General features: G+C 62.4%; 12 protein-coding genes. 9 read left to right on the top strand and 3 right to left on the bottom strand.

The features are described from left to right. The first annotated feature begins 15 nt into the window (after positions 1–15). Entirely contained in the window at positions 16–2,589 is a 2,574-nt protein-coding gene (locus tag ACYVM5_RS19135) for an alpha-amylase family glycosyl hydrolase (RefSeq protein ID WP_460619695.1), read from the top strand. A 92-nt stretch (positions 2,590–2,681) separates the two neighbouring features. Here ACYVM5_RS19135 and aspA read toward each other — a convergent pair whose 3' ends face one another. Then, positions 2,682–4,088: an aspartate ammonia-lyase gene (aspA, locus tag ACYVM5_RS19130; RefSeq protein WP_460619694.1), complete on the bottom strand. Its 1,407-nt coding sequence runs from the start codon at positions 4,086–4,088 to the stop codon at positions 2,682–2,684. Positions 4,089–4,325: 237 nt separating this feature from the next. Between aspA and ACYVM5_RS19125 the strand changes: the two genes are divergently transcribed. Both ACYVM5_RS19125 and ACYVM5_RS19120 read left to right on the top strand, forming a co-directional pair. Continuing rightward, positions 4,326–6,077, top strand: a complete 1,752-nt coding sequence (locus ACYVM5_RS19125) for a DUF885 domain-containing protein (RefSeq protein ID WP_460619693.1) — start codon at positions 4,326–4,328, stop codon at positions 6,075–6,077. A gap of 88 nt (positions 6,078–6,165) precedes the next feature. Beyond that, positions 6,166–6,930 carry a YdcF family protein gene (locus ACYVM5_RS19120; RefSeq protein WP_460619692.1) on the top strand — a complete coding sequence of 255 codons (765 nt, stop codon included), beginning with the start codon at positions 6,166–6,168 and terminating at the stop codon, positions 6,928–6,930. Positions 6,931–7,043: 113 nt separating this feature from the next. On the opposite strand, the gene ACYVM5_RS19115 is transcribed toward ACYVM5_RS19120, so the two are convergent. Beyond that, positions 7,044–8,438, bottom strand: a complete 1,395-nt coding sequence (locus ACYVM5_RS19115) for an NAD-dependent succinate-semialdehyde dehydrogenase (protein WP_460619691.1) — start codon at positions 8,436–8,438, stop codon at positions 7,044–7,046. 271 nt (positions 8,439–8,709) lie between these two features. Between ACYVM5_RS19115 and ACYVM5_RS19110 the strand changes: the two genes are divergently transcribed. The 6 genes from ACYVM5_RS19110 (at position 8,710) to ACYVM5_RS19085 (ending at position 13,026) form a co-directional block, all read left to right on the top strand. After that, positions 8,710–9,270, top strand: coding sequence for an RNA polymerase sigma factor (locus ACYVM5_RS19110; protein WP_460619690.1), 561 nt, complete (start codon positions 8,710–8,712; stop codon positions 9,268–9,270). A gap of 7 nt (positions 9,271–9,277) precedes the next feature. Next, positions 9,278–10,186 (top strand): anti-sigma factor, encoded by a 909-nt coding sequence (locus ACYVM5_RS19105; RefSeq protein ID WP_460619689.1) that lies wholly within the window; start codon positions 9,278–9,280, stop codon positions 10,184–10,186. Positions 10,187–10,297: 111 nt separating this feature from the next. Then, positions 10,298–10,837: a heme NO-binding domain-containing protein gene (locus ACYVM5_RS19100; RefSeq protein ID WP_460619688.1), complete on the top strand. Its 540-nt coding sequence runs from the start codon at positions 10,298–10,300 to the stop codon at positions 10,835–10,837. A 36-nt stretch (positions 10,838–10,873) separates the two neighbouring features. Then, positions 10,874–11,410 (top strand): rhodanese-like domain-containing protein, encoded by a 537-nt coding sequence (locus ACYVM5_RS19095; protein ID WP_460619687.1) that lies wholly within the window; start codon positions 10,874–10,876, stop codon positions 11,408–11,410. Continuing rightward, positions 11,403–12,053: a TIGR04282 family arsenosugar biosynthesis glycosyltransferase gene (locus ACYVM5_RS19090; RefSeq protein ID WP_460619686.1), complete on the top strand. Its 651-nt coding sequence runs from the start codon at positions 11,403–11,405 to the stop codon at positions 12,051–12,053. Before ACYVM5_RS19095 ends, ACYVM5_RS19090 begins: the two co-directional genes overlap by 8 nt. Before the next feature lie 106 nt (positions 12,054–12,159). Continuing rightward, positions 12,160–13,026, top strand: a complete 867-nt coding sequence (locus ACYVM5_RS19085; RefSeq protein ID WP_460620203.1) for a hypothetical protein — start codon at positions 12,160–12,162, stop codon at positions 13,024–13,026. Between the two features lie 120 nt (positions 13,027–13,146). Here ACYVM5_RS19085 and ACYVM5_RS19080 read toward each other — a convergent pair whose 3' ends face one another. Next, the gene (locus ACYVM5_RS19080; protein ID WP_460619685.1) at positions 13,147–14,511 is read right to left on the bottom strand and encodes a hypothetical protein; all 1,365 of its coding nucleotides are present in this window, start codon (positions 14,509–14,511) and stop codon (positions 13,147–13,149) included. Positions 14,512–14,513 lie beyond the last annotated feature (2 nt).

Below are 14,513 nucleotides of genomic sequence, written 5' to 3'. Positions count from 1 at the left end.
CGCAAATATAAATCGATGAAAATCCGCTTACTACTTATCTCACTACTGGCCGGCTGGGGCAGCGCACAAGCAAATCAGCTCACTTTCCGGGTCGATATGGGCACTACGGCCGTGCCCGCGGGGGGCGTGCACGTGGCCGGCAACTTCCAAGCCGCCGCCGGCTTTCCGGCCGACTGGAACCCCGCCACCACGGCCCTGACCGATGCCGACGGCGACCACGTGTGGGAAGCCACCGTGAACGTGCCGGCCGGCACCTACCTCTATAAGTTCGTGAACGGCAACGCCTGGGGCGTTTCTGAAATCGTGCCCGCTACCTGCGGCATCACCGATGGCGGCGGCAACGTGAACCGGCAGGTGGTGGTGGGCGGCTCGGCCGTGCGCCTGCCCATTGTGGCCTTCGCCGACTGCGCCCCGCAGCTGCGCTTCGCCGTAGACATGACCGGCCAGACCGTGGCCCGCACGGGCGTGCACGTGGTGGGCAATTTCCAGGCCCTGGCCGGCTACGGCGCGAATAACGACGCCACCGCGCTGCCCCTGACCGACGAGAATAACGACGGCATCTACGAAGTAACGATTTCGCTGCCGGCCCCCGGCATGTTCCAGTACCGCTTCGTGAACGGCAACACCCTGGCCGTGGCCGAAACCGTGCCCGCCGCCTGCGGCACCGCCGATGCCAGCGGCACCCTGCTGCGCGTGGTGAACGCCACCGCCGCCGTGAACACCACGCCCAGCTACTGCTTCGGCACCTGCACGGCTTGCAACGGGGCCACGCTCACGAGCTACTCCACGTATTGGTGGAATGACGCGGTGTTCTACGAGGTGTTCGTGCGCAGCTTCTACGACAGCAACGGCGACGGGAAGGGCGACTTCGTGGGCCTCACGCAAAAGCTGGACTACCTCAACGACGGCAACCCCGCCACCACCACCGACCTGGGCATCACCGGCCTCTGGCTGATGCCCATCATGGACTCGCCCAGCTACCACGGCTACGATATCAACGACTACAAGGCCGTGGAGCCGGATTATGGCACCATGGCCCAGTTCGATGCCTTCCTGGCCGCCGCCCACCAGCGCGGCATCAAGGTAATTCTGGACATGGTGCTGAACCACTCGTCGAGCCAGAATACGTGGTTCACGCAGTCGGCCGCCAGCACCACCAGCCCGTATCGCGACTGGTACCTGTGGTCACCCACCGATTTGGGCTACGGGCCTTTCGGCGGCAGCGGCTGGCACCTGCGCAACGGCCAGTATTTCTACGGCGCTTTCTCTACTGGCATGCCCGATTTGAACTGGCGCAATCCTCAGCTCAAGGCCGCCATGTGGGATGCTGACCGGTTCTGGCTGCGCAAGGGCGTGGACGGCTTCCGCCTCGATGCCGTGCGCTACCTGGTCGAAACCGGCACCACCACCGCCGACACGCCCGAAACCCTCGGCATTCTGGAAGAATTTCACGACTCACTGAAGGCCGTGAACCCGGCCGCACTGTCGGTCGGCGAGGCTTGGACCAATACCACCGCCGTGGTGCCCTACGTGCGCAACAGCCGCCTCGACCTGTGCTTTGAGTTCGACCTGGCCAGCAGCATCATCAGCGCCGTGACGGCGGGCAGCCCCACTGCGCTGCGTACCCAGCTCAACCTCGTCACGAGCCTGTACCCGCGCCTGCAATACGCCACCTTCCTCACCAACCACGACCAGAACCGCGTGTTCGACGCGGGCTTGGGCAGCAACGTGGCCCGCATGAAGCAGGCGGCCGCGCTCTACCTCACCATGCCCGGCGTGCCATTCATCTATTATGGCGAAGAAGTGGGCATGGCCGGCACCGGCGCCGACGAAGACAAGCGCAAGCCCATGCAGTGGACGGCCGGCACGCAGGCGGGCTTCACCACCGGCACGCCCTGGCGCGGCATCAACTCCAACTTCGGCACCTACAACGTCGCCACCGAGCAGGCCGACCAGAACTCGCTGCTCAGCCACTACAAGAAGCTCATCGGCCTGCGCACCGCCAACGAAACCCTGCGCAAGGGCTACTACCTGCCCGCCACTTCGTCGGCCACCTCAGTACTGGCCTACGCCCGCGTATTCAATCAGGAAGCCACGGTGATTGCCGCCAACCTGGGCAGCACCGTCGTTACCGGCTCCACGCTTTCGCTCACGATGTCGACGCTGGCCCCCGGCACCTACCAGGTCACCGAACTGTACACCGGCCAGGCCGCTGGCACCGTCACGGTGAACGCGCAGGGCGGTTTCAGCAGCTTCGCCACGACCTTGCCGGCGCTGGCAGCCAACCAGACCTGGGTACTGAAGCTGCGTTCCACCACCGCCACCAGCACGGCCAGCGCGCAGCCTGCCTTCGCCGTGGCCCTCTACCCGAACCCCACGGCCGGCGCGGTGCGCCTGGCCCTGGCCGCCGCCCCGGCCGCCCAAAGCCAGCTGCAAGTGTTCGACCTCACTGGCCGCCTGCTGCAAACCCGCAGCTTCAGCGGCAACAGCTTCGCGCTGGAAACCAATAGCTGGGCAGCCGGCACGTACTTCGTGCGGGTACAATCGGGCACGGCGGTAGCCATGCAACGCTTGGTGGTGGAGCGGTAATTTGTTTGAGATAACCTCATTCAAGGGGGTGAAAAAAAGAACGTCATACTGGATTCAGCATGACGTTCTTTTTTATCTGGCCTTGGTGGGCTCTACTTCATAAACACCGGCCGAATCAGGTTTTCAAACGTGAAAATCTCGTCCCATTTCTCCTGCGTCAGCAACCCGCGCTCCGTCACGGCGATGTCGTGAACGGATTTGCCCGTTTTTAGGGCTTCTTTGGCAATGTCGGCCGAGGCCTCATAGCCGATAACCGGGTTAAGCTGCGTGACGATGCCGATGCTATTGCGCACGAGGTTTTCGGCGTGCTCCTTATTGGCCGTTATGCCGATGACGCACTTATCGCGCAGGGTGCGGCAGGCGTTGGTCATGTACGAAATCGAGGTGAACAGCGCGAAGCTGATGACCGGCTCCATCACGTTCAGTTGCAACTGGCCAGCTTCGGCCGCCATGGTCACCGTGAGGTCGGCCCCGATGACGTAGAAGGCCGTCTGGTTCACCACTTCGGGCACCACGGGGTTCACCTTGCCGGGCATAATGCTGGAACCGGGCTGCAAGGGCGGCAGGTTGATTTCGTTGATGCCCGTGCGCGGGCCCGACGAGAGCAGGCGCAGGTCGTTGCAGATTTTGCTGAGTTTCACCGCCGTGCGCTTCAGCACGCCGGAAAGCTGCACATAAGCGCCCGTGTCGTAGGTGGCCTCGAACAAATCGCCGGCCAGGCTCAGGTTCAGGCCGGTGATGGTGCGCAGGTGCTCGGTCACGAGCTCGGGGTAGCCGGTGGGCGCGTTGATGCGCGAACCGATGGCCGTGGCGCCCATGTTGATTTCGTCAATCAGCCGGCGCGAGTCGTCGATGCGCAACAGCTCTTCGCGCAGGTTGGTGGCGAAGGCCTTGAACTCGTCGCCCATGCTCATCGGCACGGCATCCTGAAGCTGGGTGCGGCCCATTTTCAGGATGTCGCGGAATTCTTCGGCTTTTTGGGCGAAGGCATCGGCCAGTTCTACCAGGGTTTCGCGGTAGCCTACTAGCTTGTTATTGAGCGCAATGCGGAAGGCGGTAGGGTAGGCGTCGTTGGTGCTTTGCGAACAGTTGACGTGGTTGTTGGGGTGGCAGAACTGGTATTCACCCTTCTGGTGGCCCATCATTTCGAGGGCCACGTTGGCGATGACCTCGTTGGCGTTCATGTTCACCGATGTGCCCGCGCCGCCCTGAATCATGTCGGTGAGAAACTGGTTGTCGAACTCGCCGGCGGCCACGCGGTCGCAGGCGGCTGCAATGGCGTCGGCGATGTTGGCGGGCAGCACGCCGAGCTCTTTGTTGGCCAGGGCCGCGCCTTTTTTCACGTAGGCCAGCGCCTGCACAAAGAGCGGCTCGTTCTTAATCGGAATGCCGGTGATGGCGAAGTTTTCAAGGGCGCGCAGCGTCTGAATGCCGTAGTAGGCGGTGTCGGGCAGGCTGCGTTCGCCGAGGAAATCGTGTTCGATGCGGGAAGTAGGCATGGGGAATTTTGGGGTGGGATGATAGGGCTTGTACGGAATGGCCGAATGGTGGGACAAACCTACGGCGGCGCTTTGCAACGTGCCGGGTTTTTGCGTGTGTGTGGGTTTGTCGTCCGTCATGCCGAGCGCAGCGAAGCATCTTTACCGCTTCGTTGCAATGGTCTTAATTACTATTGAGGCAAAGATGCTTCGCTGCGCCCTGCATGACGGGCTTTTTTCAATCGCCAAACTTCACCTATGAAATTCCGCTGCCTGCCCATCCTGGCCCTGGCCCTCGCCAGCTGTTCCCAAGCCGATAAAACCACCGCCGCCAGTGGCCCCGACGCCCGCTTTGATGCCTTCAAAAACCAGTTCATCGAAGCGCTGTGGAAGCAGAACCCCGACTATGCTTCCAGCATGGGCTACCACAAGTACGACTCGCTGCTGGTGATTCCCAACGCCGCCCAGCGCCAGGCCGATAACGCTTTCGCCCAACAAAACCTGGCCGCGCTGGGCAAATTCACGCTCGACAGCCTTTCGCCCAACAACCAGATTGACCTGCGCCTGCTCCGCAACGAGCTCCGCGCCGAGCGCTGGTACGCCGACACCCTGAAAAGCTGGCAATGGAACCCGGCCAGCTACAACCTCGGGGCCGCGGTGGGCGACCTGCTCAACGGCCGCCACTTCCGGCTCGACCGCCGCCTGCGCAACATCTCCGATAAAATCAGCCACGCGGCTGAATTTTATGCCGCCGCCCGGGCCAACATCAGCAACCCGACCAAGGAGCACACCGAGCTGGGCATCAAACAGAACGCCGGTGGCCTAGAGGTTTTCGGCTCAGCACTGGCCGATTCGGTGCGGAAATCGGGCCTGACCGAAGCGGAGAAAAAGACCCTGACCGACCGCGTGGCCGCCGCCCGCACCGCCGTGCAGGGCTACATGGATTTCCTCAAAAACGACGTGCTGACCAAGGGCCAGTTCCGCTCGTTCCGCATTGGCAAAGCGTTGTTCGACCAGAAGTTTGCCTACGATATTCAGTCGCGCTTCACCGCCGCCGAAATCTACCAGCAGGCTTTGAAACACAAGGCCGAGCTGCTGCACGACATGGGCCACCGCGCCGCCCGCCTCTATCCCAAGTATTTCCCCGGCCAGAAGGCCCCGGCCGATACGCTGGCCCTGATTACAGCCGTCATCAACCAGCTCACGCTCAAGCACGCCCCGCGCGATGGCTTCGTGGACGCCGTGAAGCGCCAGATTCCGACCCTTGTGGCCTACGTCAACGAGCACAAGCTCCTGACTCAGGACCCCAGCAAGCCGCTGGTGGTGCGCGAAACGCCGCTCTACATGCGCGGCAGTGGCGCGGGCGCCAGCGTGTCGGCCCCCGGCCCTTACGACAAGGGCGCGAACACCTATTACAACGTGGAGCCGCTGCCCACTGACTGGACGCCCGCCCAGGCCGAAAGCTACCTGCGCGAATACAACGACTACACCCTCCAGATTCTCAACATCCACGAGGCCATTCCGGGCCACTACACGCAGCTTGTGTACGCCAACCGCTCGCCTTCGCTGGTGAAAAGCATTTTCGGCAACGGCGCGATGGTGGAGGGCTGGGCCGTGTATTCGGAGCGCATGATGCTGGAAAGCGGCTACGGCAACAACTCCGACGAAATGTGGCTGATGTGGGACAAATGGAACATGCGCTCGACGCTGAACGCGGTTATCGACCACGCCATCCAAGCCGAAAACATGAGCGAAAATGACGTGGTATCCATGCTGCGTCGCGAAGGTTTCCAGGAAGAGGCCGAGGCCCGGGGCAAGTGGCTGCGCGCCACCCTCAGCCAGGTGCAGCTCAGCAGCTACTTCACGGGCTACTCCGAGATTTACGCCCTGCGCCAGGAGCTGAAGCAGCAGGAAGGCAAAGCCTTCGACCTGAAAGCCTTCCATGAAAACTTCCTCAGCTACGGCAGTGCCCCGGTGAAATACATTCGGGAGCTGATGCTGCGCAAATAAGCCGAACCTGTAAGCCGAAGTGCGCGCCGGGCTCGCCTGCCTGCGGGCCTTTGTGCCCGTCCACGCGTAGCCGGCGCTACCTTTGGTCGTGTTTTTTCTGCTCTCGAAGGTTCTCGACTTTGTGCTGCTGCCCACGGTATGGCTGGTGGTTTTGCTGATTGCGGCCCTGGTAGCCCGGCCGCCGCGCCAGCGCCGCTGGTTGCTGGCTGCGCTGGTGCTCACGCTGTTCAGCACCAATCCCTTTCTGGTGAATGAGCTGCTGCTGGCCTGGGAGCAGCCCCCCGTAGCCCTGGCCGCGCTGCCCCGCCACGCCGATGCTGCCGTGCTGCTCACGGGCATCACCAGCGTCAATAAATCGCCGCACGACCGGGTGTATCTCGGCCCCGGGGCCGACCGCGTCACGAGTGCGCTCTGGTTGTATCGCGCCGGTCGGGTGCGCCGCATTATCGTGTCGGGTGGCTCGGGGGCGGTGCAAGCCAAGGCCCACACCGAAGCCGATGACCTGACCACGCTGCTGCGCCTGGCGGGGGTGCCCAACTCCGCCATCATCCGCGAAGAAAAAAGCCGCAACACCCGTGAAAACGCACTTTTTACGCAGCAGCTGGTGGCTGCCCGGCCCGAGCTTGACACGCTCATCCTTGTCACGTCAGCCTTTCATCAGCGGCGCGCCATGGGTTGCTTTGCGAAAGTTGGGCTACATCCCATCAGCTTTCCGGCCGGCTACCGCAGCGCCGACCGCCGCCTCTCGCCCGACGCCTGGCTGGTGCCCAGCCCCGAGGCCATGGTCAATTTCAGCCTGCTAATGCACGAAGTAGCGGGCTGGCTGACGTACAAGGTGCTGGGGTATTTGTAGGGGGAGAAAACGGGCTTGTCATCCTGAGCGCAGCGAAGGACCTTATCACTTCTGAACAGGTTGTTCGAACGTGATAAGGTCCTTCGCTGCGCTCAGGATGACAGGCGGGAAAATTACTCCGTTTTCGCCGCCGGCGCAACTTCCTTCCCAATCCAAATCGACTTCTGGTTAACGAACTCGCGGATGCCCAGATAGGAAAGCTCGCGGCCATAGCCCGACTTCTTCACCCCGCCAAACGGCATTTCGGACATCGATTTCACCAGCCCGTTCACAAACACAGCTCCGCTTTCAATCTGGCGGGCCATTTCCTCGCCTTTCTTCGTGTCGGCAGTCCACACGGCGGCGCCCAGGCCGAAGCGGGAGTCATTGGCCAGACGCACGGCATCGGCGGCGTTTTTGGCTTCGAGCACCAGCGCCACCGGGCCAAATAATTCCTCGGCATATGCGCGCTGGCCGGGCTTGATGTTCGACAGAATCATAGGCCGGAAGAGGGCCGTGCCGGGCTTGGCCTGGCCGCCGAACAGCTCCACTTTCGCGCCCTGCGCTACGGAGTCGTTCACTTGCTCGGTGAGCTCATCGGCCAGGTCAGGGCGGGCCAGGGGGCCATATTGGGTGGCCGGGTCGAGCGGGTCGCCGGGGCGCATGGCCAGCAGGTGGGTTTTGAGGTGGCCGATGAATTCTTTTAGCACCGGCTTTTCCACGATGAAGCGTTTGGCGGCGATGCAGCTTTGGCCGCTGTTTATCATGCGGCTCTGGGCGGCGGTTTTGGCGGCCAGGACCACGTCGGCATCGGCCAATACAATGAACGGGTCGGAGCCACCCAGCTCCAGCACGGTTTTCTTGATGTGCTGCCCGGCGGCGGCGGCCACGGCCGCGCCCGCGCCTTCGCTGCCCGTAAGCGTCACGGCCCGCAGCCGGTCATCGGCGATGAGTTTTTCCACCTGGCTGGTTTCAATAAGCAGTGTGCGAAAGCAGGCCGGTGGCAGGCCCGCATCATGAAAGATTTTCTCCAGTGCCAGGGCGCATTGGGGTACGTTGGAAGCGTGCTTGAGCAAGCCCACATTGCCGGCCATGAGCGCCGGCGCGGCAAAGCGCACCACCTGCCAGAACGGAAAATTCCACGGCATCACGGCCAGCACCACACCCAGCGGCTGGTAGCTGAGGAAGCTGCGGCCGGCATCGGTTTTGATGAGTTCGTCGCTCAGGAATTCCTCGGCGTGGTCGGCGTAGTAATCGCAGCAGGTGGCGCACTTCACGGCCTCGGCCCGGCCGTCGGTGATGGGCTTGCCCATTTCCAGGGCCATGAGATGGGCCAGCTCGTCTTGCCGTTCGCGCAGCAGGGCGGCGGCGCGGCGCAGCACCCCGGCGCGGTGGGCAAACGTAGTAGCGGCCCAGGTGGCTGCCGCCCGGTGCGCCTGGCCCAGAATACGTTCGGTCTTGGCCCAGCTGAAAGGGGAGAAGCGGCGCAGCACGCGGCCGGTGTAAGGGTTGTAGGACTCGATGGGCATTGCAAAAAAAGAAAATCGAAGGAAAAATTAATTAGCGCGCAACCAACAATTCAGCGGCAAAAAATGGCGGCATCGCACTGTCGGTAAATAGCTGGTCAACAACATAGCCCCGGCGTGGGTTGTGGCGATAGCCGGGCTGGCAAGCCTCCGTTTCCGACTTCGGTTGTGGCCCGCAAAATGCCGTATACGGGCAATTGCGTGGCACACCGTATTTTCGTGCGCTTCCCACGTCTCCGCCTTGCTGCTTTATCTCTCACTTTCAGTCACTCCCGTGTCCGATAATCCATTAATTTCCCTACCACCCGCCGCCGAGGAGGACCTGGTCCGGCGCCTTCAGGCCCGCGACGAATCGGCCATGACGCTGTTTTACGACCGATACTCGGCCGCGCTCTACGGCGTCATCTTCCGCATTGTGAAGGCCGAGGACGAGGCCGAGGACGTGCTACAGGAAGCGTTGGTAAAAATCTGGAACGCCTTCGCCAGCTACGACCCCACCAAGGGCCGGCTATTTACCTGGGTGCTGAACATTTGCCGGAATCTGAGCATCGACAAAATCCGCTCACGACAGCACCGCGTAGGTAGCAAAACAACGGGGCTGGACGACAGTCTGACGGCGCAGCGCCAGGCCGCGCCCACGGCCTTTCGCCCCGAACACATTGGCCTACAAGAGATTACTCAAAAACTTATTCCTGAGCAGCGCCAGATTATCGACATGCTCTACTTCGAGGGCTTCACCCAAAGTGAGGTGGCCGAGGAGCTCAACATCCCTTTGGGGACGGTGAAAACCCGCGCCCGCACCGCTATCAAAGTCCTAAGCAAACTTATTCGCTGAACCAACCGTGGAAAACATCCAAGACTATATAGAATCGGGCATCCTGGAGCAGTACGCTCTGGGCGAGCTTTCGGCCGCCGAGCAGGCGGCGGTGGAAGCCCAGGCCGCCAGCCACCCCGAAATCCGGGCCGAGCTGGAGCAGGTTCAGGCAGCGTTGGGTTTCTACGCCGAAGCCCACGCCCTCACGCCCCCCGCCGCCATGGGCGAGCGGGTACTGAATAACGTACTGGCCCAAATCTCGGGCCCCGCCGCCAATTCCAGCCTTCGTGCCGACGTAGACGCCGTGGCCCAGACCACCAGCCGCCCCGTAGCCAGCGCTCCGCAGCCTGTCGCTGCCAATGAAGCCGTGGTACGGCCCCTGTCCTCTGCGCCGCTGGAAATGCCGGCCAGCCGTTCGGGCTGGGCCATTGCCGCCTCGGTAGCCCTGCTGCTGAGCTTGGGCGGTAACATGCTGCTGTATTCGAACTGGAAAAGCGCCAGCTCTGAGCTGGTGGCCTTGCAAAACGAGCAGGCCCGCTTTGCTACCACTTCGCAGGTAGTGGAGAAAAAACTGGGCGCCCTGCAACAGGAAAACCAGGTGCTGCGCAACGACGAGTTCCGCGCCGTGGCCCTGGCCGGCACCAAAACCGCGCCCACGGCCCACGCCCGGGTGCTGTTCAACCCCGCCACCCACAAGGTGTACGTGGATGTGCGCAGCCTGCCCGCCTTGCCCGCCGACAAGCAGTACCAGCTTTGGGCCCTCGACAAAGGCAAACCGATTGATGCCGGTGTGCTCACCGTGGCCACGGCCACCGGCGAAGGCCTCCAGCACATGAAGGACATCGCCAGCGCCCAGACTTTTGCCATGACCGTGGAGCCCGCCGGCGGCAGCGCCGGCCCCACGCTGAGCACGATGACGGTAGTAGGCAATATCTAGCCCCTGAGAGCCAATTGCATTTGGCTTGACCGAAAATAAACAAAGCCGCCTGTTAGCCGTTTGGGCTGGCAGGCGGCTTTGTTTATCACCCGAAAAATCTTTTTTAAGTCCATGCACGGCACTATTCTGACACTGCTAAAGCGTTATGTCCAAACGCAATACGACCACAGCACCTGGGTCAGGCTGATGGAGCTGTCGGGTCTCGATAAAGTAGAATTTGACCACAAAACCGTGTACCCCGACGAACATATTTATGCGCTGGTGGGCCACGCGGCCGAGATGACGGGCCTCTCGGCCGGCGAGCTGCACGAGAAATTTGGCGAATACCTCGTGCCCGACCTCATGTACATGTACCAGCGCCTGCTGAAGCCCGAGTGGAAAACGCTGGACATGCTGGAACACACCGAGCTAACCATGCACAAGCAAGTGCGGCAGGAGCACGCCGAAAACTCGCCGCCCGTGCTCGAAGTCAGCCGCCTGGGCCCCAACGAGCTCATGATTGATTATGTGTCGCCGCGCCGCATGGGCGGGCTGGCGGTTGGCATCGTGCGCGGCCTGGCCACCTACTACGACGAAGCCGACCGCATCGACGTGATGCCCACCACCACCGAAGACGGCGAGCGGGTCCGGATTCATGTGCGTCGGCGCTAGCTTATCTTGCTCCGATTTACCATCTTGCTTTTACCCATGCGCTGGCTTTTTCTTGTTCGCATCAGCCTGATTGCCGGCTTGTTGGCACTGGGTGCCTGCGGAAGTGGAGCCGGTGATGAAACCGCTACTCCTGGCATGCTTTACAAGCAGTTGCTGCGCACCCTATACCGCAACACCGTGCCCACGGTGCCCGCCGCCGCCCTGGCGCAGGAGCTGGCCGCGCCGGCCCCGCCGCTGCTGCTCGACGTGCGCACGCCCGCCGAATACCGCGTGAGCCACCTGCGCGGGGCTCGGTTTGTGCCCTTCGATTCCATTGCCACCGCGCAGTTTGCCGGCCTCGACCGCAGCCAGCCCGTGGTGGTGTACTGCTCGGTGGGCGTGCGGAGCGAGCGGCTGGGCGAGCGCCTGCACGCGCTGGGCTTTCGCAATGTGCGCAACCTCTACGGCGGCCTGTTTGAGTGGGTGAACGAAGGCCGTCCCGTAGTGGATGCCACCGGCCCCACCACCAACGTGCACCCTTATTCTGCGGTCTGGAGCCCTTGGCTGAAACGAGGCCGAAAAGTATATGAATGAAGACCTTGTGGCTCGCGCCGCCCAATCGAATGCTGATGCCCACCTGCTGGTATTTGCCCGCGTACCGGCCCTGGGGCGGGTGAAAAGCCGGCTGGCGGCCGGGGTGGGTGAGCCGGCCGCACTGGCCATCTACCGCGAATTGCTGGCCATTACCAATGCTGCAATAGTAGACGCCGGCGTGCCGGCCACCGTCTGGCTGGCCGATACCGCGGGCCCGGTCCCTACTGCCGCCGAAACCCGCGAATGGGCCGCCCACCATGCCCAATGCCAGCCCGAAGGCGACCTCGGCGCGCGCATGACGGCAGCCTTTGCGGCCGCATTTGAAGCGGGAGCGGGCCGCGTGGCCATCATCGGGACGGATTGCCCGGGACTGCGCGACACCCATCTTACCCAGGCCTTTGCGCTGCTCGAAACCAACGACCTGGTGCTGGGGCCGGCCACCGATGGCGGTTACTACCTGCTCGGCCTGCGCCAGCCCCGGCCCGAGCTATTCCAAAACAAAACCTGGAGCACCGATTCGGTCCTGGCCGATACGCTGGCCGATGCCGGACGGCTGGGTCTGCGGGTGGCCTTTCTGCCTACCTTGCGCGACGTGGATGATGCCGATGACTTAGCAGTGTGGCGTGCTGAAAGCGTAAGGTAGTCCCAGATTCCGCGTTGCAGGTGGGCGCGCCGCTGAAACGCGGTGCCTATATTCGCTTCCCAAAAACCCATTTGGCCGTATGAGTTGCTTTCCGTTGCGCCTGTTGATGCCTGTGCTAGTGGTGGGCCTGCTGGTGGGCGGCTGCAATCCTGACGGGGACAAGCCAGTGAAAGCCCGCACACCGACATCGGCCCAGGCCTTGCAGGCGGTGATGCCATATTTCGACCAGAACTGGGCCATGCACAAGCTGTGGGAGGACGGCTTGGCCGAGGTAGCGACTTACGATGCGGAGCGGGTGATTTATAAGGAGAAGCGCACGTTTGAGTACACGCAGATTACGGTGAAGGAGGAGTTCAACCAGCAGTTCAACGTGAAAACGGACGACTACCAGCGGAATGACCTGTTTCCGGTGATGAAAATCAATCAGTTCTGCAGCATTCAGGCCGATGAGTACCCGTACCACTACCTCACGTCGCTGTTTTTTCGGCGCGACCAGCCGGTGTCCCTGTTCAAAATGTCGTCGTCGTCGCAGGAATGGTGCGGCAACACCTTTAAATCTATTATTGATGACGGGGTGAATTTCGAAATGTGGTTTCATTCCTACTGGGACGGGCAGGGCGACAACAGCCGCGACCTGCGCCGCGACGTCTTCCTCGAAGATGCCCTGCCGTATACGCTTCGCGCCCTGAGATTTGACCAGAAGCCCAGCTTCAAGCTCGTGGTGCTGGACCTGCAGCAAACCAACAAAGCCACGCCGCCGGTCTACTACCAAGCCCATCTCACCACCGCCGAAGCCCCGGCCGCCGATGCGCCCGAGCCCGCCTGGTGGGTGTCCGTGACGCTGGCTCCAGGCAAGGAAAACGTGTATTGGTTCGCCAAAAGCTACCCCAATATTCTGCTCCGCCAAACTACCTGGGACGGCCGCACCCTGCGTCTGAAATCGACGCGCCGCTACGCGTATTGGCCGAAATAAGGCGAACCTCGATTATTGAAACTGTCATCCTGAGCGGAGCGAAGGACCTTATCAAGCCTGTTTCTCTCGAGTTCCTGTTTCTTGTAATTAGTTCTAACGTGATAAGGTCCTTCGCTCCGCTCAGGATGACAATTCCTCGTTGTTCGTTAAGCCCAGCGTCATTAATTCCCACGCCAGAACCCCAAACGTAACCACGTATTCCAGCGCCACCAGCCACAGGTTTTCGGTGTAGGCGGTGGTGCGGTAGGCGGCGTAGGACAGCACCGCCAGCCCACCCCACACCAGCGGAAAGCGGAGCCGCGAAAGCGCCCCCAGCCCGATGAGCAGCGTGAGATACCAGGGGTGCACGGTGGTAGCCAGCGCATAATACGCGGTGAGCATCAGCAGCAGCGTTTGGGCCAGGGAGGCCACGGTGAGGCGGCGCTCGCGCCACGCCAGCCCCAGCCCCAGCAGGGCGCTGGTGAGCGCCAGCGCCGGCCCGATGCGGGCAATTTCATTGTAAGTCGTGAGCCAGATGCCAATGGGCCGCAGTACGTAGTAGATGCTGGCATTGAACTCAAAGCTGCGGAAATACAGGTTCAGGCTGCGGCTGACGTTGACCACCAGCGCCACCGACAGAAACGGGCTGAACAGCACCAGCAGCGTGCCCGCCACCACGCCCGCATACGCCAGAAACCGCCGCCCGCCCAGCCGCCGCACCAGTAGCGGCAGCACTAGCAGTGGCAGTAGCTTGGCGGCTACACCCAACGCCAGCGCGCCGGCTGATTTAGCCCATTGCTGTCGGCTCAGCAGCCAGATGGATAGCAGCATAAAGCACAAGGCCAGTGCTTCAAAATGCAGGTTGCCGGTGAGTTCCACGATGACCAGCGGGTGCAGCAGGTAGCGCAGCGCCCGCGCCCGGGGCCAGCCCATTGCGGCCAGTAGCGCCAGCAGGAGCCAGGCCGTGCCGGCTTCGGCTGCCAGAATAACCAGGCGCAGGCAGGCGATGAAGCCGCGCTCGGAAGTGGGAAAAAGGCGGGCCGCTCCGCCGAATACTGCCTGGCACACCGGCGGATATACCGAGTAGTAATGCGGCGAGTTGAGCTGCCGGTACAGCTGCTGAAACTCGGGCAGCACGGCGTTGCGCACGGCGGCATCGGGCAGGGCGGTGCGGGCCCCGTCGGCGATGATTTCATCGGGCCGAAACTGAAAGGGGTTGACGCCGTGTGCCACCAGCAAGCCGTCCCAGCGGAAACGAAAAATATCGTCGGAAAAAGCCGGGGTGGCTGGCAGCCACAGCAACCGGAACACTAGCGCCGCGCCCAAGCCCCAGCGCAGCGGCAAGCGGCTGTGCAGCAGCCACGCATAGGCCCCCAGCGCCACCGCAAACAAGCCCGCCAGCTGTTCAAAATTCGCCCTCGGCGTGGTAAAAGCCAGGCCCGCATACGCCGCGCCAGACAGCAGCAGCGCCACACCCTGAGAAACGGAAGGCAGCTTGAGAGTCAAGG

The sequence above is a fragment of the Hymenobacter ruber genome (genome assembly GCF_054783255.1).
The sequence above is the reverse complement of the archived record's forward strand: the minus strand, read 5'-3'. Positions and strand labels throughout refer to the sequence as shown.